Source organism: Pseudomonas sp. 05L36 (assembly GCF_056398125.1).
On sequence record NZ_JBFTOU010000031.1, the window covers coordinates 25547 to 48716 of the forward strand.

The window sequence follows — 23170 nt, forward strand, 5'->3', positions numbered from 1 at the left end:
ACGGCACTTGCCACAGCCCTTACGTTAACGTAAAGATTGCTCCAGGGCGCCGACGTATGAAGGCGCAGGGCGGATGACCCGGAGCGCTTGATGACGCTAATAAAAACAAACTCCCCCAAACTGCATCGCGAAGCCCGGCTGGCCCGGGAAAAGCTGCACCTGGAAGGCGAAGTGCCGGATGGCGTCCTGCGTGCGGAAATCGATGCCTCGTGGCGACGCAGTCTGAGCCATGGTGTGCATTTCAATGCCAAGCACGAGCTGGCGCTGGAATCGAGTGCCAGCCTCGACGTGTTGCTGGCAAGCAACCGCTTGCTGATCGACGCCGCGTTGCCAGCGATCGATTACCTGGCCGAGCGTCAGGGCAAGGAAGGGCTGATCATCCTCGCCAACTCCGACGCCACCATCCTCGCCGTCGAAGGCCGCGCCGACCGACTCAAGGGCAGCGGCCTGCAGGACATCACCCTGGGCGCCTGCTGGAGCGAAGCGGTTCGCGGCACCAACGCCCTCGGCACGGCACTGGTGGAAGCCCGCCCGACCCTGATCGATTGCGGCGAACATTATCTGGATCGCCTCAGTGATTTTTCCTGTACTTCGGTGCCGATACATTGCCCCCAAGGCGACATTCTTGGCGTCCTCGACCTGACCCGCGAAGGCCCGCTCGGCCGTGCCCACGACAGCACTGCGCTGCTGGCCATGGCGGTCAGCCAGATTGAAAGCCGGGTGTTCAACGCCAGTTATCCTGACGAAATCGTCCTGGCCTTCCACAGCCGCAGGCAATACCTGGAATCGCCGTGGCAAGGCCTGCTGGCCGTGAGTCTTGGCGGGCAGATCCTGGCGGTCAGCGCCCAGGCCTGCCAGTTGCTCAACGCCGAGCGCTCGGCCCTGGTCGGGCGACGCTGCGAGGAGTTTCTCGGAGTCGACGGCCTGCAGTTGTTGGCGCGTCTGCACCAGGGCGGGGCCGGCAGCCTGCAAACCGCCAAGGGTGAATTCTTCTACAAAACCCTGCGTGCGCCGCAACGCTCGATCAACGTCAGCAGCCCGCCGCGCACTGTCGCGAAACCGGCCAAGGCGCAACCGGATCTGGAAGCGCTCGCCGGCAGCAATACGCGCTACGCCCGTGCCTTGCGCATGGCCCGCCAGGGGCTGGCCAATGAACTGCCGGTTTTGTTGTTGGGCGAAACCGGCACCGGTAAAGAGGTTATCGCCCGCGCCCTGCACATGGCCGGAGCGCGCTGCGACAAACCCTTCGTGGCAGTGAACTGCGCAGCCATTCCCGAAGGCCTGATCGAGTCCGAACTGTTCGGCTATCGCGAAGGCGCGTTCACCGGTTCACGCCGGGGCGGCATGGTCGGGCGCTTGCAGCAGGCCCATGGCGGCACCTTGTTCCTCGATGAAATCGGCGACATGCCCCTGGCCTTGCAGGCCCGACTGTTGCGGGTATTGCAGGATCGCAAGGTCGCGCCCCTGGGCGCTGGGGAAGAGCAGGACATCGACGTTGCGCTGATCTGCGCCACCCATCGCGACCTCAAGCGTCTGGTGGAAGAAAAACACTTTCGCGAGGACTTGTTCTACCGGGTCAACGGCATCAGCGTGATGCTCCCGGCCCTGCGCGAACGCGAAGATTTCGCCGCGCTGGTCAGCCGCATGCTGACGACACTGGGCGCCCCCATCGTGGTTCTGCACGATGATCTCAATCGCTTGCTCGGCGGTTATCACTGGCCGGGCAACATCCGCCAACTGGAGATGGTTCTGCGCACCGCACTGGCCATGCGCGAACCGGGTGAAACCGTGCTGACCCTCGACCACTTGCCCGACAGCATGCTCGACGAGTTGACCGCCAGCGAACGGCCCCAGGCCGGCAGCATCCGGGAAAACGAACTGGAGCTGATCCGTCAGTCCATGGACACGCATCAGGGCAACGTCTCGGCCGCCGCCGACGCCCTGGGTATCAGCCGCGCGACCCTGTATCGCAAGCTCAAACAGTTGCGTTCGTGATGCAGCGCCTGATCGTTCGGCTGATCGACAGCCAGAACCCCGAGGCGCTGCAAGCGTCGCTGCGCTGGCTGTATAGCTTTGTGCGACCCCATCGCCTGGCGATTGCCGGGCTGTTGGGCCTGTCGGTCTGCGCCTCGGCGCTGGTGCTGGTGCAGCCGTGGCTGACCAAACTGCTGATCGACGATGGCCTGTTGGCGCGCAACTTCCCGATGCTGGTGTTGATTGCCGGGCTGATGATCGTCGCCGGGTTGTTGGGCACAGCGCTCTCGGGCATCAACCGCTACCTGCACACGCGATTGTCCGGGCGCATGCTGTTTGCCTTGCGCGATGACCTGTACCGGCATTTGCAAACCCTGTCGCCGGGCTTTTACGGCCAGCGGCGCATCGGCGACCTGATGTCGCGCCTCGATGGCGACGTCGCGGAAATCCAGCGGTTTGCCGTGGACTCGCTGTTTTCGGCGGTGTCCAGCGTGATCGGCCTGGTGGTGGCCGTGGCGATGCTGCTGACCTTGTCCTGGAAGTTATCGCTGCTGGCCCTGGTGCTGATTCCCCTCGATGTCCTCTGGCTGCGCTGGATGCGGCGCAAGGTCGAGCGCGATGTGCGGCAGTTGCGCGAGCGTTCGGCGGACATGTCGTCGTTCATGGTCGAGACGCTGCCGGTGATGAAATTCATCCAGTCCGCCGGCCAGCAACAGCGCGAAGCACGGCGCCTCGAGACGCTGGGGCAGGGCTACATGAGCCAGTTGCTGCGCCTGCAAGTCACCGAGTTTTTCACCCAGGCCGTGCCCGGTACCCTGACCTCGCTGTCCCGGGCCTGCGCATTCTTGATCGGCGGTTACTGGGTGGTGCAGGGCACCTGGCAACTCGGCGCCCTGATTGCGTTTTCCACTTACCTGGGCATGGCCGTGGGGCCGGTGCAGAGTCTGCTCGGGCTTTACGTCGCGATTCAGCGGATGACGGTCAGCCTCGGCCGGGTCATGGAATTGCGCGGCGAACAACCGACCGTGTTGACGCCCGCCACGCCACGCCCGATGCCCAATGGCGGCGATCTCTGGTTCGACAACGTGCACTTCGCCCATCCCGGCCGCCAATCGACCTTGCGCGGCATCGAGGCGCGGATTCCCTACGGTATGAAAGTGGCCCTCAGCGGCGGCTCCGGCGTAGGTAAATCCACCCTGATTGACCTGCTGCAACGTCATCACGATCCGCAATCGGGCCGGGTACTGCTGGGCGACGTCGATCTGCGCGAACTGGACCTGTTCCAGTTGCGTCGGCGCATCGCCATCGTCAGCCAGGACATCGTGCTGTTTCGCGGCAGCCTCGCCGACAACCTGGCCTATGCGGTGCCGGACGCCAGCCGCGAAGCGATTGCCGAAGTGGCGCGACTGGCGCAACTCGACAGCCTGATCGAGTCCTTGCCCGAAGGCCTCGACAGTCCGTTGGGCGAGCGCGGTCAGCAGTTGTCCGGTGGGCAGAAACAACGCATCGCGATTGCCCGGGCGCTGTTGCAGGACCCTTTGATCCTGGTGCTCGATGAAGCCACTTCCGCGGTGGATGAAGCCACCGAGCGCGAAGTCATCGACGCCATCGACCGCTTGTTCGCCGGGCGTACGCGCATCCTGATCAGCCATCGCCCCTCAACCCTGGCCGATGCCGATCTGCGTTTCGAATTGCTCGACGGCGTGCTGACCTCGAAGACGGTGCTGCATGAAACCTGAATTGCGTATTGGTGTGGTGGACAGCGGCCACTCGGCGGCACAGCGGGTGCGAGTGATCGCCGGTCGACGCTTTGCATTGCTCGAAGACGGTCTGGCCGAGGGCGAGTTGCGCGACGACCCGCTGGGGCATGGCAGCGCGGTGATCGAGGCGATCGGCCGGCGTGCCCCCTCGGCGCTGTTTTGCGTGGCGCAGGTGTTCGACCAGCGCGGTGTCACCAGCGCCTTGCAGATCGCCACGGCGATTGACTGGCTGCTGGCGCAGGACGTGCGACTGATCAATCTGAGCCTTGGCCTGCGCCAGGATCGCAGCCTGTTGCGCGTGGCCTGCGCGGCGGCAGTGGCGCGGGGCGTGCTGCTGTGTGCGTCGAGCCCGGCCCAGGGGGAAGGGGTGTTCCCGGCGAACTATCCGCAGGTGGTGCGGGTGACCGGCGATGCGCGCTGCGCCGAGCAGGAATGGTCGTGGCTCAACACTGCCCAGGCGGATTTCGCCGCGTGTGTGCAGGGCACCTATCCGGGGCAATCCGGGGCGAGCCTCGGTTGTGCCGCCTTGAGCGGGCACATCGCCGGGTTCCTCGCCGAACAGCCTGACGCCAGCAATGCGCAAGTCATCGAGTGGTTGCGCGAGCATGCCCGTTACCGTGGCCCTGAACGGCGCTTCGGGCCATGACCGACATCGTCATTCTGGGTGCCGGACCGGCCGGCGTCGCCGTCGCACTGGGGCTACGACGGCTGGGCCATGGCGTCACGCTGATCAGCGAATGGCGCCGGTTTGCCGCGCTCGAAGGCGTGTCCGTGCGGGTTCTGGATGCCTTGCGCAGCGCGGGCCTGCATCAGGCGTTGGCGGAAGCGGCGCCGCCTTCTCAACGCCAGGTCTCGTGGAATGGCCAGCACCATGCGCAGAACATCGAGTACTTGCTCGACCGTCCGGTGTTTGACCGAGGCCTGCGTGAGGATTTGCGCCTGGCGGGGGTCGAGCTGATCGAAGGCCGGGTGCTGATGGTTCAGTCATCGGCCAATGGCCACCGAATCGAAATCGATGGCCGCGAACCGCTGCTTGCAGCGTTTCTCGTCGAGGCCCGCGGACGTCAGGCTCCGGCTGCCGGCAAAGGCTTGCGCGGTCCCGAGACCGTCAGTTTGCTCAATCGCTGGCAGGGTTCGCCGGGCAGCACCGCCAGCGCCGTGGAAAGCCTCGAGGACGGCTGGGCGTGGATGGCGCGGCGCGCCGACGGCCAGTGTTACTGGCAATGGACGGTGGACGTGGCCAGCGCCGGGTTGCCAGGCAAGGCTCAGTTGCTCGGTTACTGCCGGCAGCGGCGCCATGCTTCGAAGCTGGCCGCCGCATTTTTTGCCGGTGAAGCGGAGTGTGATCTACAACTGCACGCCCGCAGCAGCACGGCGATTCTGAGCCCGCAGGTGGGTGGTGAAAACTGGATTCGGGTCGGCGATGCGGCAATGGCCGTCGACCCGCTGTCGGGCAACGGGATCTTTCAGTCCTTGTCTTCGGCGTTGCAGGCGCCGGCAGTGATCAACACGCTGCTGTGCAAGCCCGAGCGAGCGGCTCTGGCCCAGCGTTTTCACCAACAGCGGGTGGAGCAGTTGTTTTTGCGGTTTGCGCGGATCGGCCGGGATTTCTATGCCGATGAGCAGCGCTGGCCGGACCAGCCGTTCTGGCAGGCACGACGGAACTGGCCGGACGCCGACGTGGCCCATGCCGAAGCGGATTTCAATGCGCTGAGGGTTGAGCGGGCGCCGGTGTTGCGTGATGGGTGGGTCGATGAGGCCGAGGTGGTGATCACGGTCGATCAGCCGTTGGGGATCTGGCATGTGCAGGGGGTTGAGGTGGCGCCGTTGGTGCGGCGGTTAAAACACGGCGAGCCAGCGGATCTGGTGTTGGCCGGATTGACGTTGGAGCAGGGAAGGTTGGTTCGTGGCTGGTTGTTGGCTCAGGGGTTCAAACCCTGAGGTTTGAGCTGTCTGGACCGGCCTCATCGCGAGCAAGCTCGCTCCCACAGTGGTTTTGCGTCGTACACAAATCCCCTGTGGGAGCTTGCTCGCGATGGCGGTCTGAAGAACGCCGCTATTACAACTTGATCAACACCGACTTCAACTCGGTGTAATGCTCGATCGCCGCATACCCCATCTCACGCCCGACCCCGGACATCTTGTAGCCGCCGAACGGCAGTGCCGGGTCCAGGGCGCTGTGGCAGTTGACCCATACTGACCCTGACTTGATCCGTGGAATCATCCGGTGCACCGCCGCCAGATCATTCGACCAGATACTCGCGCCCAATCCATACGGACTGTCATTGGCCATGCGCAAGGCATCGGCCTCGTCGTCGAACGGAATGGCCACCAGCACCGGGCCGAAAATCTCTTCCTGCACCAGTGAGTGCTTCTGATCGACATCGACAATCACCGTCGGCTTGACGAAGAACCCCGGGCCGAACTGCTCACCGCCGCAGGCGATGGTCGCGCCGCTTTCCCGGCCCTTTTCGATGTAGCCGTAGACGCGCTCCTGCTGGCGCGCCGAGATCAACGGCCCCATGTCGACGCTCGGGTCGAGGCCGTTGCCGAGTTTCATGGCGTTGGCGATGCCAGCGATGTCCGCCACCACATTGTCGAAGTGCTTGCGCTGCACATACAGCCTGGAGCCTGCGCAGCAGACCTGTCCCTGATTGAAGAAAATCGCGCTGGCGGCCCCGGCCGCGGCGGTTTTCAGGTCGGCGTCGGCCATGACGATGGTCGGTGATTTGCCGCCCAGCTCCAGGGTGACCCGGGTCATGGAATCCATGGCGATCTTGCCGATTTGCTTGCCCACCGCAGTGGAGCCGGTGAAGGTCAGCTTGTCCACCAATGGGTTATGAGTCAGGGCGGAGCCGGCGGTGATGCCGGTACCGGTGACCACATTGAACACGCCTTCGGGGTAACCAGCCTCCAGCACCAGCTCGGCGAGTTTCAGTGCGGTCAGCGGGGTTTCGTCGGCGGGTTTGAGCACCACGGTGCAGCCGGTGGCCAGGGCCGGACCGAGTTTCCAGCAGGCCAACAGCAGCGGGAAGTTCCAGGCGACGATGGCGCCGACCACGCCCACCGCTTCACGTCGAATGAAACTGTGGAACTGGTCGTTGGGCATCAGCGGTGCCGACACGTCAACCGTGGAACCTTCGATCTTGGTCGCCCAACCGGCCATGTAGCGCAGGAAGTCGATGGCCAGTTGCACGTCCATCACCTGGGCCACCGCCGCGCTTTTACCGTTGTTCAGGCATTCCAGTTGCGCCAGCAGCTCGGCGTCGCGCTGCATCAGGTCGGCGAGTTTCCATAACAGGTTCTGCCGCTCCCGGGGGCGGGTGCGGGTCCAGGCCGAATCGTCGAACGCCTGGCGGGCGGCAAGTACCGCGCGGTCGACATCCGCAGGCGTTGCCCGTGGCACCACGCACAGCACTTCGCCGGTGGCCGGGTTGTGCAGGGGCATGGTCTGGCCGTCGGCGGCCTCGACCCAGTCACCGCCGATCAGCATGCGCGGGGCGCGCTGGATGAACGCCGAAGTGGCGGGAAGCACATTTGGAAGCGACATGATGAAACCTCGTCTTGTTCGTGTGGCGAGGTCATTCGCAATGGCTGTGCCAGTTGTGTTTTTTTGGCCAGAAGGCCCCATCTGGTGGGGCGTGACAGATTCTCTGTGGATCACCATGAGATCGATAAACGTCGCAAATTGCGACGACGTGAGACGTCCCGAACAAAATGTACATCAGGAACGTAATGCTTTTTGTAGGAGCGAGCCTGCTCGCGATGGACTAAAGAGCGCTGCGTTTAACTGGTAAGCACGCGTAATCGTTAACGACCATCGCGAGCAGGCTCGCTCCTACAGAAAGCTATGCTTGTCTCAGAGTGCAACAGTTGTCGCGAAATTGAACGTGTTGCCGCGATGGCATGACTGGCAAAACTCCCGCCGATTCTGGCAAACCATTGATTCATTGAGGTATTCGTAAGCTGGCACGCTCCGTGTATTGCTCATCGCAGACGTTTCTCTTGCCTCCGTCAGCAGATCAAAGCCGACGGCAGAAACCAAAAAAAACGATAAGCCACAACAATAAGAACGCACCGTGCGAGGTTTGACGTTGATGAAGAGAAAACTCCGATCAGGCATGAGCGCCAGCCTGCTGGCCGTAGCCGCTTGTGTAGCGCTGCATTCGCCTCATAGCCTGGCAGCCCGCGACGCCCAGACCATCCTCAAGGAAACCTGTCAGGGCTGTCACACCCCCGAAGCCGAAAACGCCCTCAGCCGCATCAGCCACCAGCGCAAAACGCCGGAAGGCTGGCTGATGAGCATTGCCCGGATGCAGACCATGCACGGCTTGCAGATCAGCGATGACGACCGCCGGACGCTGGTCAAGTACCTGGCCGACACCCAGGGCCTGGCGCCGAGCGAAACCGACGGCGTGCGCTATGCGCTGGAGCGGCGGCTCAATACCGTCGAGCACTTCGACGACCAGACCAGCCAGATGTGCGGCCGCTGCCACTCCGGTGCGCGGGTGGCCCTGCAACGGCGTCCGGCGCAGGAGTGGGAGCGCCTGGTGAACTTCCACCTCGGTCAGTGGCCGTCCCTGGAGTATCAGGCGCTGGCCCGGGACCGCGACTGGTTCGACATCGCCCGCAAGGACATGGTGCCGCTGCTGGCCAAGCGTTATCCGCTGGACAACCCGGCCTGGAAAAAATGGCAGAGCGTGGCGCCCAAAGCCGATGCGCTGGTGGGTGACTGGAGCTTCAGCGGTCACTTGCCGGGCAAGGGTGAACTGGCCGGTGTGATGACCGTGAGCGCCGATGGCAGCGACACCTTCAAGGTCAGCGTCAAAGGCCAATACGCCGACGGCAGCCCGTTCAATGGCGACGGCAGTGCAATTCTCTACACCGGCTACGAATGGCGCGGCAACGTGACCATCGATGGCGTGACCATGCGCCAGGTGTTCGCCGCCCAAGGCAATGCGATGCAGGGCCGGATGTTCGAGGCCGAGCACGACGAGCGCGGCCTGGACTTCGTCGCCGCCAAACAGGGTTCCCAGCGGTTGCTGGCGGTGCAGCCGGGCTATCTGAAGGCCGGCAGCGAAACCGAAGTGACCCTGATCGGCAGCGGCCTGACCGGCAAGCCGAACTTTGGCAAAGGCGTGGAAGTGCTCGAAGTCGTCTCGCAGAGCCCGCAGCAGATCAAGGTCAAGCTCAAGGCCGCCGCCAATGCCCAACCGGGGGCGCGCGCGGTCAGCGTCGGCACGCTGAAAGGCCCGAGCCTGTCGGTGTACAGCAAGATTGCCGAAGTCAAAGTGGTGCCGGAATTTTCGGTAGCGCGGATCGGCGAGGGCGGCGGTTCGACGCCGAAGGTCCAGGGCCGTTTCGACGCAGAAGCCTGGGGCAAGGGCGCTGACGGCAAGCCGTATCGCATCGGCGTGTTCCCGGCGCAGTGGAAGGTCGAAGCCTTCGACGACCGCGCCAGGGAAGACGAAGACGTCAAGTTCGCCGGCACCATGCAGGCCGACGCCGGCGTGTTCACCCCGGGCGATGCCGGGCCGAACCCGGCACGCAAGATGTCCACCAACAATGCCGGCAACCTCAAGGTGATTGCCGCCGTCGACGACGCAGGGAAGTCCCTGACCGGCGAAGGCCACATGATCGTGACCGTGCAACGCTGGAACAATCCACCCATTCCGTGATGTTGCAACGTGAGCTTGGCTGAAAACGCTTTCAGACACTTTTCGGAATGACCGCAAGCCCCGCCAACCGGGGCTTGCACAGGAGGTTGGCAATGGGCGCTATCTTGAATCTGGTCGAACGCAACCTGCACGAAGTGCAGGTCGATGCCGACCGCATGCTGTTTCACATCCCCAGTAGTTCGCTGTTCGCCAGCGATGAACTGACGGGCACCATCATCGATACCTTGCGCGGGCCCGGTTGTTCTTCGGACGACCTGATCCAGCGCCTGGCCGCGCGGTTCAATGGCGAGGAAATCACCGAGACCCTGCGCGAACTGATGGCCCTGGAACTGGTCAGCGACGGTTCGCCGCTGACCCCGGACATCGCCACCAAGCGCGTCGAGCGCACGGCAATCAATACCGTGGTGCTCAACGTCAACACCGGCTGCAACCTGAGCTGCACCTATTGCTACAAGGAAGACCTCGACAAGCCGTCGGCGGGCAAGAAGATGGACGTCGAGACGGCGATTGCCTCGGTGGAAATGCTGCTGCGCGAATCCCCGGACGAAGAGCGTTTCACAGTGGTGTTCTTCGGCGGCGAACCGCTGAGCAACCGCAAGCTGATCGAGTACATGGTCGACTATTGCGAGAAGCGTTTTCGCGAGGCGGGCAAGTTCGTCGAATTCGTCATGACCACCAACGCCACGCTGCTCACCGAAGAAACCGTGGACTACCTCAACGCCCACCGTTTCGGGCTGTCCGTTAGCATCGACGGGCCGAAGACCGTGCACGACCGCAACCGCATCACCGTGGGCGGGCAGGGTACCTATGACGTGGTGCGGCGCAAGGCCGAGATGCTGCTGTCGCGCTACAACAGCCGCCCGGTCGGTGCTCGCGTAACGCTCACCACCGGCGTGACCGACGTCGAAACCATCTGGGATCACCTGTTCAACGAACTGGGTTTTGCCGAAGTCGGCTTTGCCCCGGTGACCTCCGGCGACATCAGCAGCTTCAACCTCACCAGCGATGAGCTGGTGCAGGTGTTCGCCAACATGAAAAAACTCGGCAAGCGTTACCTGGAAGCGGCGCTGGAGCACCGCAACATCGGTTTCTCCAACCTGCACCAGCTCATCACCGACATCCACGAAGGCCACAAGAAAGCCCTGCCATGCGGCGCGGGCCTGAAGATGCTGGCGGTGGATCACAAGGGCGAGCTGAACCTATGCCACCGCTTTACCGGTTCGAGCCTGCCGACCTTCGGCAACGTCCACAGCGGCGTGAAACAGGTGGAGTTGAACGACTTCCTGTCCCAGCGCCTGGATCGCACCAACACCGGCTGCGAGGACTGCCAGATCCGCAACCTGTGTTCCGGCGGCTGCTACCACGAGAGCTACGCCCGCTACGGCGACCCGACGCACCCGACCTATCACTACTGCGAACTGATGCGTGACTGGGTCGACTTCGGCATCGAGGTCTACACCCGGATCATGGCCAATAACCCTGCGTTCATCAGCAGCTACATCACTCCGCGCAAGGCTCACTGATATGAAACATCTCAAGGCAATCAATAACAAAGCGTTGAAGCTGGATCAGGCCGCGGATGAAAACCGCATTGAAGAAGTGGTGGCCATGAGTTCTGTGGCGGGCTGTGCCTCGACCACCGACCCGGGCTGGGAAATCGATGCGTTTGGCGGTGTGTCTTCGCTGTGCCAGCCGATGGAGGCCGACCTCTACGGTTGCTCCGACCCTTGCTGGTGGCCGGCCCAGGTGCCCGACATGATGAGCACCTACCCGGACTGGAACAAGGATGCCCAGGCGTCCAACGAAAACTGGCGCAACCTCGGCACTGTCTTCCCCAAAGACAAGTGATCACAGAAGAAGGATTCCAGCATGCGTAATATCAAAGCCTGCGGCCTGGCCGCGTTTGCGGTCCTGAGCAGCTGTTCGGTCAGTGTCCTGGCCGATGAAAACACCGCGTTGCAAGACGGTCACGAATACATGTTGACCACCAACTACCCGAACAACCTGCACGTGATCGACCTGGCCACTGACACCCTGTTCAAGACCTGCAAGATGCCCGACGCCTTCGGCCCCGGCACCGTGCAGCTGTCGCCGGACCGCAAGACCGCCTACGTGCTTAACAACCACTATGCGGATGTCTACGGCGTTGAACTGGACAGTTGCAAACAGGTGTTCCACGCCAGCATCACCCAGAAGCCGGGGGAGAAAGCGCGCTCGATGTTTGCTTTCACCCTCAGCCATGATGGCAAGGAGCTGTACACGGTCGCCAACCCGACGTTGATGATGAACGACCGTTACGAAGTACAGCAGCCACGACTCGACGTGTATGCCACCAACGCTGGCATGGACGCCAAACCGGTGCGCAGTTTCCCGGCGCCGCGCCAGCTGACCATCATGCAGAGCGGTGACGACGGCACGCTGTACGTGGCCGGGGCGGACGTCTACAAGGTCAATGTGCAAACCGGCAAGTTCGATGTGCTGATCCCCAGCCGCCACTGGAAACGCCCGAACTACAGCGCACCGGACGTGCTCTACGTGTGGAACCAGCAGACCTACCGGCATGACTTCTCGCTGCTCTACACCGCGGCGAAGTTCAAGGACAAGAAACAGGACCCGGCCACCGCCGAATACCTGTACGGCCTGTTCAGTGTCGACCTGAAGACCGGCAAGACCGAAACCACCGACTTCGGTCCTCTGACGGAAATCTACTTCAGCGGCATGCGCTCGCCCAAGGACCCGAACCTGATGTTTGGCGTACTCAACCGCCTGGCCAAGTACGACATCAAGCAGAAGAAAATGCTCCAGTCCGCCACGCTCGATCACTCCTACTACTGCATTTCCTTCAACAAGGACGGCAGCAAGATCTACCTGGCGGGGACCTTCAACGATGTGGCGATCTTTGATGCCGACAGCCTGAAACAGACGGGCAGCGTCAAGTTGCCGGGCGGGGATATGGCGATTACCACGGCGCAGATTTTTGTGCGGTAATTGCGGCGCCTGACCTGACGCTATCGCGAGCAAGCTCGCTCCCACAGTGGATTTTCAGTGTGACCACTATTGTGTGAACACCCCCGAACCCTGTGGGAGCGAGCTTGCTCGCGATGAGGCCCTCAAAAACACTGCAACACTCAAACCCCCGGCACCGGACAACTCAAATCCCCCTCCTGACACTTCAAGTACTGCTTGAATGTCTGAACCCGTGCCTTGGTCAGTTCTGTGGTGCAGTTGCTGTAGATCAGCGGATACACACTCCCGCCTTCCACCCCGGACGCAGAGAACCTGCACTCGGCATCGCGAAACGCAACCCACGCACGTTGCGCACCCACCAACTGATTCTTGCTGTCCGGGTTGCTCTTGAGTCGCGAAGTGATTTGCTGGTAAAGCGCATTCAACTCCTTGTCCGCCGCCGCATGCTGCTGCGATGCGCACTGGTTCATCGTGGCCTGGTCGGTGGCGTTGTCGCAGTTCACGGCAGCATGGGCCAGGGAGGTGAACAACAAAGGCGTCAGCGCCATTAGTAAGCGTGGGTTCATGCTCGAGTGCTCGCTGTGACCGAATGAGAGATGCAGTGTAGCGCCGAGGGGCATTCAGCCCGCTACGCTTGCCATTGCGCGTGTTTTTCCACCGAATCGTATTCCAGCCATGGCACGTCATGGGCCGTCCAGATATGCGCCTGGGGCGTCATCTGCGGATCGGTATCCAGTGTCGCCACCCGAACGATCACGTGCGGCTGGGTCGGCCGTTCGGCTATCAGGTGTGAACCGCAGGCCGAACAGAAATACCGAAACTTGCCCGGCGACGATTCATGGCGGCTCAGGCGATCCTGGCCTTTGGTCCAGCGAAAATGCTCGCGCATGACCCCGGCGGTCGATGCAAAAGCGGCTGCGTGTGCCTTGCGGCAGGTTTGGCAATGGCAATGGCTGATGGGCATGTCGAGGCTGTCGAGTTGGTATTCGATGGCCTTGCACAGGCAACTACCGCGCAGTTTATTCATGGCTGACTCCTTTCAGGGGAAGATTTCGATGGGGAACGTTAGCAGTTTCGATTCTCTGACTATTCTCCTGCCCCAGAACTTATTGTCGTAAATGCAACCGAATATCTCAGGTATGGTTGATTGCACATCCCGATTGGTACAACTTCAAGGTTGGTCGTGTGGTTTTTGACCTACTGTTCAAGTACAGGAGGTGACTTATGAACCCAGCATCTGATCGCATCGAAAGGAAAATCCTGCTCAAGGCCAAGCGTTCACAGGTCTGGCGCGTGCTGGCCAATGCCGAAATGTTCGGACAGTGGTTTGGCGTGGCGCTGGAGGGCAAGCGTTTTGTGGCAGGCGAGTGGACCCAGGGGCAGGTTACCTACCCCGGTTATGAGCATTTGCGCTGGAACGTACTGGTGGAGCGAGTCGAGCCGGAACGGCTGTTTTCGTTTCGCTGGCACCCTTATGCCGTGAAACCGGAAGTCGATTACTCCCAGGAGCCCACCACACTGGTGAAATTCGAGCTCGAAGACATGGACAACGGCACATTGCTCAAAGTCTCCGAGTCCGGTTTCGATCACATTCCCCAGGCCCGTCGCGAAAGGGCTTTCCGCATGGACAGTCGTGGCTGGGAAGAGCAAATGAACAATATCGAGCAGTTTTTGAGCGACAGTGCCAAAGCCCACGAGCAACAGAGTGGCTGAAGTCGGCTCGAAACCTGAGGCGTTTAAGGGTTTCGGAAGGTGGTTTATAGCGAATGTCTTACGCGCGATGGTAGCAATGTCGCCTGTTACAAATTGGATCCGATGCGTATTCTGGCCTCACCCACTGAAGCACAGGATGTGCTCAGGATCATGGATGATCGACCATATGCAAGGAACGCTACGACAAGGAGTCGTCATGGTCTTGGAAAAACCCGCTTCGGCGGGTTTTTTTGCGCGCATGAAAAGTCGTGGCGGCAGGAACCGGGTTCCCGCCGCCATTTTTTTCACTGTCGGTCGAGTTTCGCCGCCGCGCGCTCGGTGATCTGCGCCCGCAGCTTCAATGAGCCGGCAGCCCTCTGGCGAGCCTCCTCCAGCACACTGGCCGGGGCCGTTTCGGGGCAGCCCGCGGTAAACGGCGGGGCCGGGGCGTATTCCAGTTGCAGCTGCACCAGCTCGGCGGTGGCCTGGTCGAACAGCTCGGCGGCCAGGGTCAGGGCGAAGTCGATACCGGCGGTGATGCCGCCACCGGTCAACAGATTGCCGTCGCGAACCACCCGGTCTTTCACCGGTATTGCGCCCAGCGGCTTGAGCAGTTCGTGATACGCCCAGTGAGTGGTTGCGCGTTTGCCTTTGAGCAGTCCCGCCGCGCCCAGCACCAGCGCGCCGGTGCACACCGAGGTGATGTAGCGGGCGTTGGCGGCCTGTGCCTTGAGAAAGTCCAGGGTCTGGTCATCTTCCATCAACGGCCCGACGCCACTACCACCGGGCACGCAGATCACGTCCAGTGCCGGGCAATCATTGAAGGTGGTGGTCGGTTTCAACAGCAGGCCGGTGCTGGCGGTGACCGGCATCAGGTCTTTCCAGACCAGATGCACTTTCACATCCGGCAGCGAGGCCAGCACGTCATAAGGGCCGGTCAGGTCCAGCTGCTGAACCTGTGGAAACAACAGAAAACCGATCTGCAACGTCATGGTGTTTTTCTCGTGAAGTGGGTGGACGGTTTGACTGTAGGCTCGTAGGCTTTGGCGTATACGCCAATATCCCCACGAATTACGCCAAATGTCGAAAACCATCCATGTACTCGCTTTCGCCAACGTGCAATTGCTCGACGTCACCGGGCCGCTGCAGGTATTCGCTTCGGCCAACGACATTGCCCGTCAGCAAGGCCTGCCGCGACCCTACGCGCCGACGGTGATTGCCAGCGGCGGCGGGGCGGTGATGTCGTCGGCGGGGTTGGCGCTGTTGGCCGAACCTTTGCCGGATGGGGGCAGCGATACTCTGATCATCGCCGGTGGCTGGGGTGTTTACGCAGCGGCGCAAGATGCGCCGCTGGTCGCCTGGGTGCGCGAACATGCCCATGGCTGCCGGCGGGTTTCCTCGGTGTGCACCGGTGCATTTCTGCTGGCGGCCAGCGGCTGGCTCGATGGCCGGCGCGTGGTCACCCACTGGACCCGTTGCGAGCAACTGGCGCAGCAACACCCGCGCTTGCAGGTCGAGCCCAATCCGATCTTCATCAACGACGGTCCGGTCTGGACCTCGGCCGGGGTGACCGCCGGCATCGACCTGGCGCTGGCCATGGTCGAACAGGACCTGGGGCGCAACATGGCCCTGGAGGTCGCCCGGCAACTGGTGGTGTTTCTCAAGCGTCCGGGTGGTCAGTCGCAATTCAGCGTAACCCTGTCCCTGCAACAGGAGGGCAACCGTTTCGACGAACTTCACGCCTGGATCAGCGAAAACCTGACCCAGGACCTGGGCATCCCGACCCTGGCCTTGCAGGCCGGCATGAGCGAGCGCAGCTTCGTGCGCCACTACCGCGCCGACACCGGCCAGACCCCGGCCCGGGCCATCGAACTGATCCGCGTCGAAACCGCACGGCGTTTGCTCAGCGATACTGGCGTGCCGATCAAACGGGTGGCGGTGCAATGCGGCTTCGGCAGCGAAGAAACCCTGCGCCGCAGTTTCCTGCGGGCCATGGGCGTGACGCCGCAGGCTTATCGGGAGCGGTTTTCGGTCAGTGCTGGAGCAGATCCAATAGCGCCTTGAGTGTTGCTTCTGACGCTTCTTCGGGAATGTTGTGGCCAACGCCTGCCAGCACTCGACGCTCATAGGAGCCGGTGAAATGCCTGATATCTTCGTCGATTTCTTCCGCGGGACCGACGCCATCATCGGCACCGCACAAGGAAATCGTCGGTACGCTGATACTCGGCTGTTTGCTCAGGGCCTGCTCCATCCATTCCAGCGTCGGATCGCCAAGGGCATACATGAAACGGTGGCGGTAGGAGTGAATCACAACGTCGACGAAATCCGGGTTATCGAAGGCCGGGGCGCTCAACGGATAGCGTGCAGCGTTGTCGGCCCAGCTGGGTGACCACAGTTTCCAGAGCAATTCGCAAAAAGCGTGGCGATTTTCGGTCAGGCCCGCGACGCCACGAGGTGTGTGGAAATAGTACTGATACCAATAGCGATGCTCGGCCTCAGGAGCCAGAGGCAGTGTCGAATGGGGGATGTCCTGAAGGTTATAGCCATCGCCCGTAACCAGGCAGCGCACCCGTTCCGGCCACAGTGCCGCCACAATGCACGCCGCCCGACCGCCCCAATCGTAGCCACAGAGGGACGCCTGTTTAATGGAAAGGGCATCCATCAGGTCAAGCAAATCCTGGGCAAGGGCGGCTTGCTGGCCAGAGCGCAGCGTATCGGCTCTGATGAAGCGCGTCGGGCCGTATCCCCGCAGATACGGGACGATCACGCGGTAACGCTTGGCGGCGAGAGCAGGGGCGATTTCGTCGTAGGCGCGCGGTGAATAGGGAAAGCCATGAAGCAGGATGACCGGGTCGCCGGTGGCGGGGCCGTGTTCTTCGTAGGCAATGTCGAGTTGTGACGTGCGGACGGTCTTTAGTGGCTGCTCAATCATCATCCCCCCTTGGTGCCGATAGTTGTGTTACCCGAACAGCACCCTTTGCCAGTGTTCTTCACTGATGATCGCGATAGGAACACCGCTCTCTCTCAGTTCAACGGCTTTTTTGATCTTGGTGCCATAAGTGCTATGAAGCCATTGATCGTTTCCGATGCTGCCAACCACCAGATAGTTGATTTTTTTGCTGACCGAGCCACCAATCAGGCCGCCGCGTTCGACTATCAGCGACTCGCATTCTTTGCGCGGACCGTAAGCCATAACTCCGGTGAACAGGAAAACCCGATCAATCCAGTTCAGTGCGGGTGCAGGGTTATCGAGTGGAAGACAGCAAGGAGTTGTGAAGATCTGGTCAGAGCCAATCGGCAGACCTGCAAACTGGTGCAGCATGTCCAGTAGCTCAGCCGATTCTTCGGAGTCCAGCACGCCATCACTCAGCATGTTGGAGAGGCGTTTATAGAGGATGTTCACGACTGGATCACCCAGATGACACAAATGAACTTCGATCCAGCTCTTGAGAAACTCGGCTTCCTGCTGGTTGATCTTGCCATCGGCAGCGAGTCCAGCCGCAATGCCTACCAGCGCGTCGGCTGAACGTTTATCAATGCGTGCTTCGTGGAAGAATCCACTGTTTTGAAATTCCTGATGCAAATCGACCATCGTCCATGCTCCTAGGATTCAACTTCCGCTATTTGATTGAAATACTTCGCCCGATCCGGCGTAAACGTCACCACCATGCCGGTCCGAGTACATGTCAGTGCTGTTTCCTGTGCCAGATCCACGTCCAGGTCTTCCCCACGCAACCCTTGCCACTGTGCGAGGTATTTGAGGGAGCCATATTTTTCGAGTTTCTTCAGGCTGCGGCTCACGCCACCTTTCCAGCCCAGTACCGGCAACTCGCCGGCGAGGCACTGTCGGGCGAGGTCAGGGAAGCGGGCGGCGCGCTGGCGGCCGACTTCCCAGCATTTGATCAAGCCCTTGTCACCGGCCTCCCAGAGTTCTTCGCGGTTCAAACCGGTTCGGAGCGGGGAATCGATACTGCGCTGGATGCGTTGGGTCATTCTGGTTCCTTGAATTCGGGGAGGCTGGACAGCTCCGCTGTACCCGTTGAGCAAGGATGTTAGGTGGGGATGTAGTGGCTGGCAAAGGGTAATTTCGGGGGTGTTTGCTGACGGCAGGTGTTTAAAAAGTGTAGGGCTAAGTTTGCGAAACCTGTGGATGGTGTTGGAAGCTTGTACTCACGGCTGCCAGACGTTTTTCTCCCCACTCAACCTCCGGTCCAGAAAACACGCCGCACTGATCAACGCCAGGTGCGTCAGCGCTTGCGGTGTGTTGCCCATGTGCCGCCCATGGCTGTCGAGCTCTTCGGCATACAACCCCAGCGGGTTGGCGTACCTGAGCAACTGTTCGAACTCCAGGTGAGCCTTGTCCAGCTGGCCGGCGCGGGCCAGGCATTCGACGTACCAGAACGAGCACGCGGCGAAGGCGCCTTCGCTGCCGGGCAGGCCGTCGATCTGGCTGTCGTCGTTGCGGTAGCGGTAGACCATGCCGTCGCGCACCAGGCTCTTTTCGATGGCTTGCAGGGTCGCCAGCCAGCGCGGGTCGCGGGCGCTGACGAAACGCACCAGCGGCATCAGCAGCATCGAACCGTCCAGGCCGGTGCCGCCGATGTGCTGGACGAAATGCCCGCGCTCTTCATTCCAGAAGTTCTCCCAGATGTCGGCGTAGATCGCCTGACGGGTCTGGTCCCAACGTGCGAACGGTGCCGGCAGCGAACGTTTTGAGGCGAGGCGGATGGCGCGGTCCAGGGCGACCCAGCACATCAGCCGTGAATGCAGGAAATGGTATTGCCCGCCGCGCATTTCCCAGATGCCGACATCCTTTTGCTCCCAGGTTGCGCAGACCTGATCCACCACTTCCACCGTGTGTTTCCAGCCTTCATGGGAAATGGCTTCGCCGTATTTGTTGACCAGGTAGATCGCGTCCATCAGCTCGCCAAAAATGTCGAGCTGGACCTGTTCGTAGGCCTGATTGCCGATGCGCACCGGTTGTGCGCCAGCATGGCCGGACAGGTGCGGCAGCTCGACCTCCGGTAATTCCTGGCGACCGTCGATGGCGTACAGGATGTTGAGTTTCATCGGTTTGCCATGGCAGTCGCTGACCCGCCCGCGCAACCAGCGCATGTAGGCGTTGGCCTCTTCGACGAAGCCCAGGCGCATGAATGCATAAACGGTGAATGAGGCGTCGCGGATCCAGGTGAAGCGATAGTCCCAGTTGCGTTTGCCACCGGGGCTTTCCGGCAGGCCGAACGTCGCGGCGGCGAGAATCGCGCCGTGTTTGCGCGAGGTCAGCAGCTTCATTGCCAGGGCCGAGCGGTTGACCATTTCGCGCCAGCGGCCGCGGTAGTTGGACTGGCCGATCCAGTCGCGCCAGAACTTCAGGGTGCGCTCCAGGCACAGTTCGGCAGCGCCTTCCTTGAAGCGAGCATCGTTGACGGCGCCGAGCAGGAACTGGCCTGTCTGGTCTTGCTCGAGGGTGAATTCGGCGACCGCCACATTGGCGTCGATGCGTAAGGCCTGATCCGAAGATAGCCGCAGCGACGGTTGACTGGCGGCCTCGAAGATCACGTCCCGCTTGTCCACGCGTGCGTGGGTCGTGGCACGGGCGTAGTCATGGCGCACAGCGCAACGCATGTGGAAAGTGGCGCTGCCGCTGACCACGCGGATCCGCCGCATCAGCAGCGGCAGGTCATCTTCGGTGTCGCCGACAGGCAGCAGGTCGGTAACTTCGACCACGGCGCGATCACTGAGCCAGCGGCTCAGCAGCACATTGGTGTCGGGCAGGTAAATCTGTTCGCGGCGAGCATCGGGCAAGTCCGGCGACAACTGGAAAATCCCCGCCTCGGGGGTGTCCAGCAGTGAGCAGAAGATCGACGGACTGTCGAATTCCGGCCAGCAGAAAAAATCCACACTGCCTTTGTCGTTGACCAGCGCCGCACTGCGCATGTCGCCGATGATGCCGTGGGCGTCGATGGGGCTTTGGCGTTCAGGGGGATCAGCCATTGTCGTGAAACTCCGGGAATCTGGGTCCTAAGTAGCTGACTGGTTTGGGTGGCCGAGAGTTCATTTGGCGAGGGGGCCTTCACATTCAACCAACAAATTGCTGCTTCCCCCTCGATTCGCCGTTATGGCAACGTGCATGCCCTGACTGAGGCCGGACCCATGGCAAACCCCTATCGCGAGTTGTTCAAAGCCCCCGGCAGTGGCGCATTCGTGCTGGCCGGAATGATCGCGCGCATGCCGATTTCCATGACCGGCATCGGCCTGATCACCATGCTCTCGCAGTTGCAGGGTGGCTACGGAATGGCCGGTGCGGTGGCGGCGACGTTCGCCCTGGCCACGGCCTTTTGTGCGCCGCAGGTCTCGCGCCTGGTGGATCGATATGGCCAGGGGCGGATTCTGCCGGTGGCGGCGTTGCTGGGCGGTGGGGCACTGTTGTTGCTGTTGTTGTGCACGCGGTTGCAGGCGCCGCACTGGACGCTGTTTGTCTTCGCCGCGCTGGCCGGTTGCATGCCGAGCATGTCGGCAATGGTGCGGGCGCGCTGGACCGAGGTGTATCGCGGCCGTCCCGAGTTGCAGACCGCCTACGCCCTGGAGTCAGTGCTGGACGAAGTCTGCTTCATCGTCGGGCCACCGCTGTCGGTGGGGTTGTGCGTGGTGGCATTCCCTGAGGCCGGGCCGCTGGCGGCCTTGCTGGCGCTGGCCATCGGCGTCACCGCGTTCGTGTTGCAGCGCAGCACGGAACCGCCGGTGCATCCCCATGAAGAACATCACCAGGGCTCGATCATCCGTTCCCGCGACATTCAGTTGCTGATGCTGTTGATGGTGGCCATGGGCACCATCGTCGGCGTGGTGGACGTGGTCAGCGTCGCCTTCGCCCAGCAGCAGGGCCAACCGGCGGCGGCAAGCATCGTGCTGTCGGTGTACGCCATCGGCTCGTGCCTGGCCGGGTTGGCGTTCGGCGCACTGCGCTCGAAAGTGCCGCTGGCGCGCCTGTTCCTGTACGGCGGCGTGGCAACGGCGGTGACCACCTTGCCGTTGCTGCTGGCGACGAACATTTTCGGCCTGTCGCTGGCGGTGTTTGTTGCCGGTCTGTTTTTTGCCCCGACATTGATTGTCGCCATGGCCCTGGTGGAGCAGATCGTGCCGCCGGCCAAGCTCACCGAAGGCCTGACCTGGCTGGTCACCGGGCTGAGCATCGGCGTAGCGATCGGCGCCGCCGGCTCCGGTTGGCTGGTGGACGCCTTCGGCGCACGCAGCGGGTTCTGGCTGGCGATTGCGGCGGGGGCGGTGGTGCTCGGTTCCGCGATCCCGAGCTATCGCCATCTGAAATGAAGATCCATTGCTGAAAACAGCCCCCCCTGTGGGAGCGAGCTCGCTCCCACAGGTTGTCTTGCACTGACTCAGATAACTAAGGCGGATCGAGCCGATCCAGCGCCCGACTCACCGCCAGTTCCCCGAGCATGATCACCTGCGCAATCCCCAACAGCGCATGGCGACTTGTCCCCTGCAGATGATCCACCAGATCGTTGGCCATGACATTGGCCGAAGCCAGCGATTCGCACGCATGCACCAGCAGGGTTTCGGTACTGAGTTCGGGATTGACGATGAACATGGAGCTGGGTTTGCGCGGGGTGGCCATGATGTGGGCGCCCGGGTTGAGGTCGTGGTCGAGGGCGCGCTCGGCGGCTTCGTGGAATTGTTTTGAGTCGGGGCTTTCGTACGGGGAGGCCGGATCGGTGTCCGGCGGATTGGGTGTTACTTTGAACATATGCTGATTACTCCTGAGTGGAGCCGCTCATTCTTCTCTACTAAAAGAAGGGTGGCGGCTGGACGCAGGTTAGTAGACCGGGGAGATCAGCATTTACCGGCGCGCCGAAGCGCCCTGCGTACAGCCGCCATCAAATTCAGGCAAGCCTGACTGATAGAGCTTTTACACCTTGCTGATAAAACCACAGGCTACTAAACCCGATCACTGGAAATCAGTGACCCGAACCAAGTTACCGACGGCCCCCAAGGCGCACAAGCCGGCGGATTCTGGCGTACCTGTAGGCAACGGCGCAAGGCGTTGTGGCTTTCACGAAGTAACCTGTAGGCCGCTTAAACAAGTGCCGCAGAGCGGTATTTAACCTGCTGTTATGCCTTACCAAAGTGCGACAGAAACATTGGAAAATGCCGGGAAGAATCCTACGTAACTTTGCGGTTGGCCGTCGGAAGTCCGTTGCTTACGATCTAACGCGCAATGAACAGCTGGTCCGGCAAATGACACCTCATCTTGCCCGCGACGACAGCGATCCCGGAGGTCAATGTGAGTGCCGAGCTTTCCACCACCGTCCCAGAGGTTGAGACTGACGAACATGCCGCCAGCTATGACTGCTGGTTCCGCATCAAAGTGCAAGCTTCGCTTGACGGCCCGTACCCGAACGTCCCGCATGATCAGGTAATGGCTGATATGCGAGCTCTTCTCGAATCAAAGTCGAATGGACACGATGGTGCTTGAGTGGTGATCGCTGCGCGGTCCACCGTCTCACTATTACTACTTCGACACTCGGTTCAAAACTGCTAAATTCACCGCCCGATTGGCACGACAAGGAATGTTCGTTGATGAAATTTGGCTACCTGATCATCTACGTCAAGGATGTAGAGGCCTCACTCAAATTCTTCTCATCGGCTTTCGGGCTCAGCGTTCGGTTTCTCCATGAGTCGGGCACTTATGGCGAACTCGAAACCGGCGAAACCGCGCTGGCATTCGCCGCCGATGAACTGGCCGCATCGAACTTCAGCACAGGCCACGTCCCGGCGCACTCTTCCCTCAAACCGTTAGGCATCGAAGTCGGGCTGATAACCGAGGATGTCCCCGTAGCCCATGCCAAAGCGATTCAAGCAGGCGCTAGCGAAATCGCTGCCCCGACTACCAAGCCCTGGGGGCAAACCGTGTCTTACGTTCGATGCCCTGACGGAACGCTGGTCGAGCTGTGCACACCCGTAAACGCTACCGAGAGTGAGTCTTGAAAGCCGGGCGTGTAGTGAACCACGCGGACAACTCAGGCAGCATATGGTCACGTCAATGGACAAATTGGTGATATCTGTCGCCTCTCTTGACGGTCG

The 23170-nt window shown here is 61.5% G+C and carries 22 protein-coding genes; 13 read left to right on the forward strand and 9 right to left on the reverse strand.

Annotated features, from left to right (window positions below; translation table 11 throughout):
• Positions 1 to 90: 90 nt before the first annotated feature.
• Genes AC1DKH_RS25895 through qhpG form a run of 4 tightly spaced genes read left to right on the forward strand, consistent with a single transcriptional unit; the run spans position 91 to position 5675 of the window.
• Entirely contained in the window at positions 91 to 1995 is a 1905-nt protein-coding gene (locus AC1DKH_RS25895; protein WP_477799715.1) for a sigma-54-dependent Fis family transcriptional regulator, read from the forward strand.
• Entirely contained in the window at positions 1995 to 3713 is a 1719-nt protein-coding gene (locus AC1DKH_RS25900) for an ABC transporter ATP-binding protein (RefSeq protein WP_477799716.1), read from the forward strand. The genes AC1DKH_RS25895 and AC1DKH_RS25900 overlap by 1 nt, the downstream gene beginning before the upstream one ends.
• Positions 3703 to 4380: a subtilisin-like serine protease QhpE gene (gene qhpE, locus AC1DKH_RS25905; RefSeq protein ID WP_477765147.1), complete on the forward strand. Its 678-nt coding sequence runs from the start codon at positions 3703 to 3705 to the stop codon at positions 4378 to 4380. Before AC1DKH_RS25900 ends, qhpE begins: the two co-directional genes overlap by 11 nt.
• Positions 4377 to 5675: a flavin-dependent monooxygenase QhpG gene (gene qhpG / locus AC1DKH_RS25910; protein WP_477799717.1), complete on the forward strand. Its 1299-nt coding sequence runs from the start codon at positions 4377 to 4379 to the stop codon at positions 5673 to 5675. Before qhpE ends, qhpG begins: the two co-directional genes overlap by 4 nt.
• Positions 5676 to 5793: 118 nt before the next feature.
• Here the strand turns inward: qhpG and AC1DKH_RS25915 are convergent, their stop codons facing one another.
• Positions 5794 to 7284 (reverse strand): aldehyde dehydrogenase family protein, encoded by a 1491-nt coding sequence (locus AC1DKH_RS25915; protein WP_477753901.1) that lies wholly within the window; start codon positions 7282 to 7284, stop codon positions 5794 to 5796.
• A 547-nt stretch (positions 7285 to 7831) separates the two neighbouring features.
• Between AC1DKH_RS25915 and peaA the strand changes: the two genes are divergently transcribed.
• The 4 genes from peaA to peaD all read left to right on the forward strand — a co-directional run bounded on the left by peaA (position 7832) and on the right by peaD (position 12400).
• The gene (peaA, locus tag AC1DKH_RS25920; RefSeq protein WP_477799718.1) at positions 7832 to 9412 is read left to right on the forward strand and encodes a quinohemoprotein amine dehydrogenase subunit alpha; all 1581 of its coding nucleotides are present in this window, start codon (positions 7832 to 7834) and stop codon (positions 9410 to 9412) included.
• A gap of 92 nt (positions 9413 to 9504) precedes the next feature.
• Positions 9505 to 10935, forward strand: a complete 1431-nt coding sequence (gene peaB / locus AC1DKH_RS25925) for a quinohemoprotein amine dehydrogenase maturation protein (RefSeq protein WP_108231965.1) — start codon at positions 9505 to 9507, stop codon at positions 10933 to 10935.
• 1 nt (position 10936) lies between these two features.
• Positions 10937 to 11260: a quinohemoprotein amine dehydrogenase subunit gamma gene (gene qhpC, locus AC1DKH_RS25930; protein ID WP_007971075.1), complete on the forward strand. Its 324-nt coding sequence runs from the start codon at positions 10937 to 10939 to the stop codon at positions 11258 to 11260.
• 21 nt (positions 11261 to 11281) lie between these two features.
• A complete protein-coding gene (gene peaD / locus AC1DKH_RS25935; protein ID WP_477760265.1) occupies positions 11282 to 12400 on the forward strand; it encodes a quinohemoprotein amine dehydrogenase subunit beta in 1119 nt (372 codons plus the stop codon).
• A 140-nt stretch (positions 12401 to 12540) separates the two neighbouring features.
• Here peaD and AC1DKH_RS25940 read toward each other — a convergent pair whose 3' ends face one another.
• On the reverse strand, positions 12541 to 12945 hold the full coding sequence (locus AC1DKH_RS25940) for a lysozyme inhibitor LprI family protein (RefSeq protein ID WP_477799719.1): 405 nt from the start codon (positions 12943 to 12945) through the stop codon (positions 12541 to 12543).
• 62 nt (positions 12946 to 13007) lie between these two features.
• Positions 13008 to 13406, reverse strand: a complete 399-nt coding sequence (locus AC1DKH_RS25945) for a GFA family protein (protein WP_477753896.1) — start codon at positions 13404 to 13406, stop codon at positions 13008 to 13010.
• Positions 13407 to 13603: 197 nt separating this feature from the next.
• Here AC1DKH_RS25945 and AC1DKH_RS25950 point away from each other — a divergent pair, with 197 nt between their 5' ends.
• The gene (locus AC1DKH_RS25950; protein WP_477799720.1) at positions 13604 to 14092 is read left to right on the forward strand and encodes an SRPBCC family protein; all 489 of its coding nucleotides are present in this window, start codon (positions 13604 to 13606) and stop codon (positions 14090 to 14092) included.
• A gap of 284 nt (positions 14093 to 14376) precedes the next feature.
• Here AC1DKH_RS25950 and inhA read toward each other — a convergent pair whose 3' ends face one another.
• A complete protein-coding gene (gene inhA, locus AC1DKH_RS25955; protein ID WP_477799721.1) occupies positions 14377 to 15063 on the reverse strand; it encodes an isonitrile hydratase in 687 nt (228 codons plus the stop codon).
• An 88-nt stretch (positions 15064 to 15151) separates the two neighbouring features.
• On the opposite strand from inhA, the gene AC1DKH_RS25960 reads away from it, so the two are divergent.
• Positions 15152 to 16135, forward strand: coding sequence for a GlxA family transcriptional regulator (locus AC1DKH_RS25960; protein WP_477799722.1), 984 nt, complete (start codon positions 15152 to 15154; stop codon positions 16133 to 16135).
• Here AC1DKH_RS25960 and AC1DKH_RS25965 read toward each other — a convergent pair.
• The 4 genes from AC1DKH_RS25965 to AC1DKH_RS25980 form a co-directional block, all read right to left on the reverse strand.
• Positions 16104 to 17006, reverse strand: a complete 903-nt coding sequence (locus tag AC1DKH_RS25965; protein WP_477799723.1) for an alpha/beta fold hydrolase — start codon at positions 17004 to 17006, stop codon at positions 16104 to 16106. The two genes, AC1DKH_RS25960 and AC1DKH_RS25965, sit on opposite strands and share 32 nt — an antisense overlap.
• Before the next feature lie 24 nt (positions 17007 to 17030).
• Positions 17031 to 17663, reverse strand: a complete 633-nt coding sequence (locus AC1DKH_RS25970) for a BRCT domain-containing protein (RefSeq protein WP_477753891.1) — start codon at positions 17661 to 17663, stop codon at positions 17031 to 17033.
• Positions 17664 to 17674: 11 nt separating this feature from the next.
• On the reverse strand, positions 17675 to 18064 hold the full coding sequence (locus tag AC1DKH_RS25975) for a hypothetical protein (RefSeq protein WP_477799724.1): 390 nt from the start codon (positions 18062 to 18064) through the stop codon (positions 17675 to 17677).
• Between the two features lie 177 nt (positions 18065 to 18241).
• Positions 18242 to 20065, reverse strand: a complete 1824-nt coding sequence (locus AC1DKH_RS25980; RefSeq protein WP_477799725.1) for a glycoside hydrolase family 15 protein — start codon at positions 20063 to 20065, stop codon at positions 18242 to 18244.
• Positions 20066 to 20224: 159 nt separating this feature from the next.
• Here AC1DKH_RS25980 and AC1DKH_RS25985 point away from each other — a divergent pair, with 159 nt between their 5' ends.
• Positions 20225 to 21397: an MFS transporter gene (locus AC1DKH_RS25985; RefSeq protein ID WP_477799726.1), complete on the forward strand. Its 1173-nt coding sequence runs from the start codon at positions 20225 to 20227 to the stop codon at positions 21395 to 21397.
• A gap of 76 nt (positions 21398 to 21473) precedes the next feature.
• On the opposite strand, the gene AC1DKH_RS25990 is transcribed toward AC1DKH_RS25985, so the two are convergent.
• A complete protein-coding gene (locus tag AC1DKH_RS25990; RefSeq protein WP_477799727.1) occupies positions 21474 to 21833 on the reverse strand; it encodes a DUF6124 family protein in 360 nt (119 codons plus the stop codon).
• 537 nt (positions 21834 to 22370) lie between these two features.
• On the opposite strand from AC1DKH_RS25990, the gene relB reads away from it, so the two are divergent.
• Together relB and AC1DKH_RS26000 are read left to right on the forward strand one after the other, a co-directional pair.
• Entirely contained in the window at positions 22371 to 22562 is a 192-nt protein-coding gene (gene relB / locus AC1DKH_RS25995) for a type II toxin-antitoxin system RelB family antitoxin (protein WP_477799728.1), read from the forward strand.
• Between the two features lie 104 nt (positions 22563 to 22666).
• A complete protein-coding gene (locus tag AC1DKH_RS26000) occupies positions 22667 to 23074 on the forward strand; it encodes a VOC family protein (protein ID WP_477799729.1) in 408 nt (135 codons plus the stop codon).
• Positions 23075 to 23170: the final 96 nt, after the last annotated feature.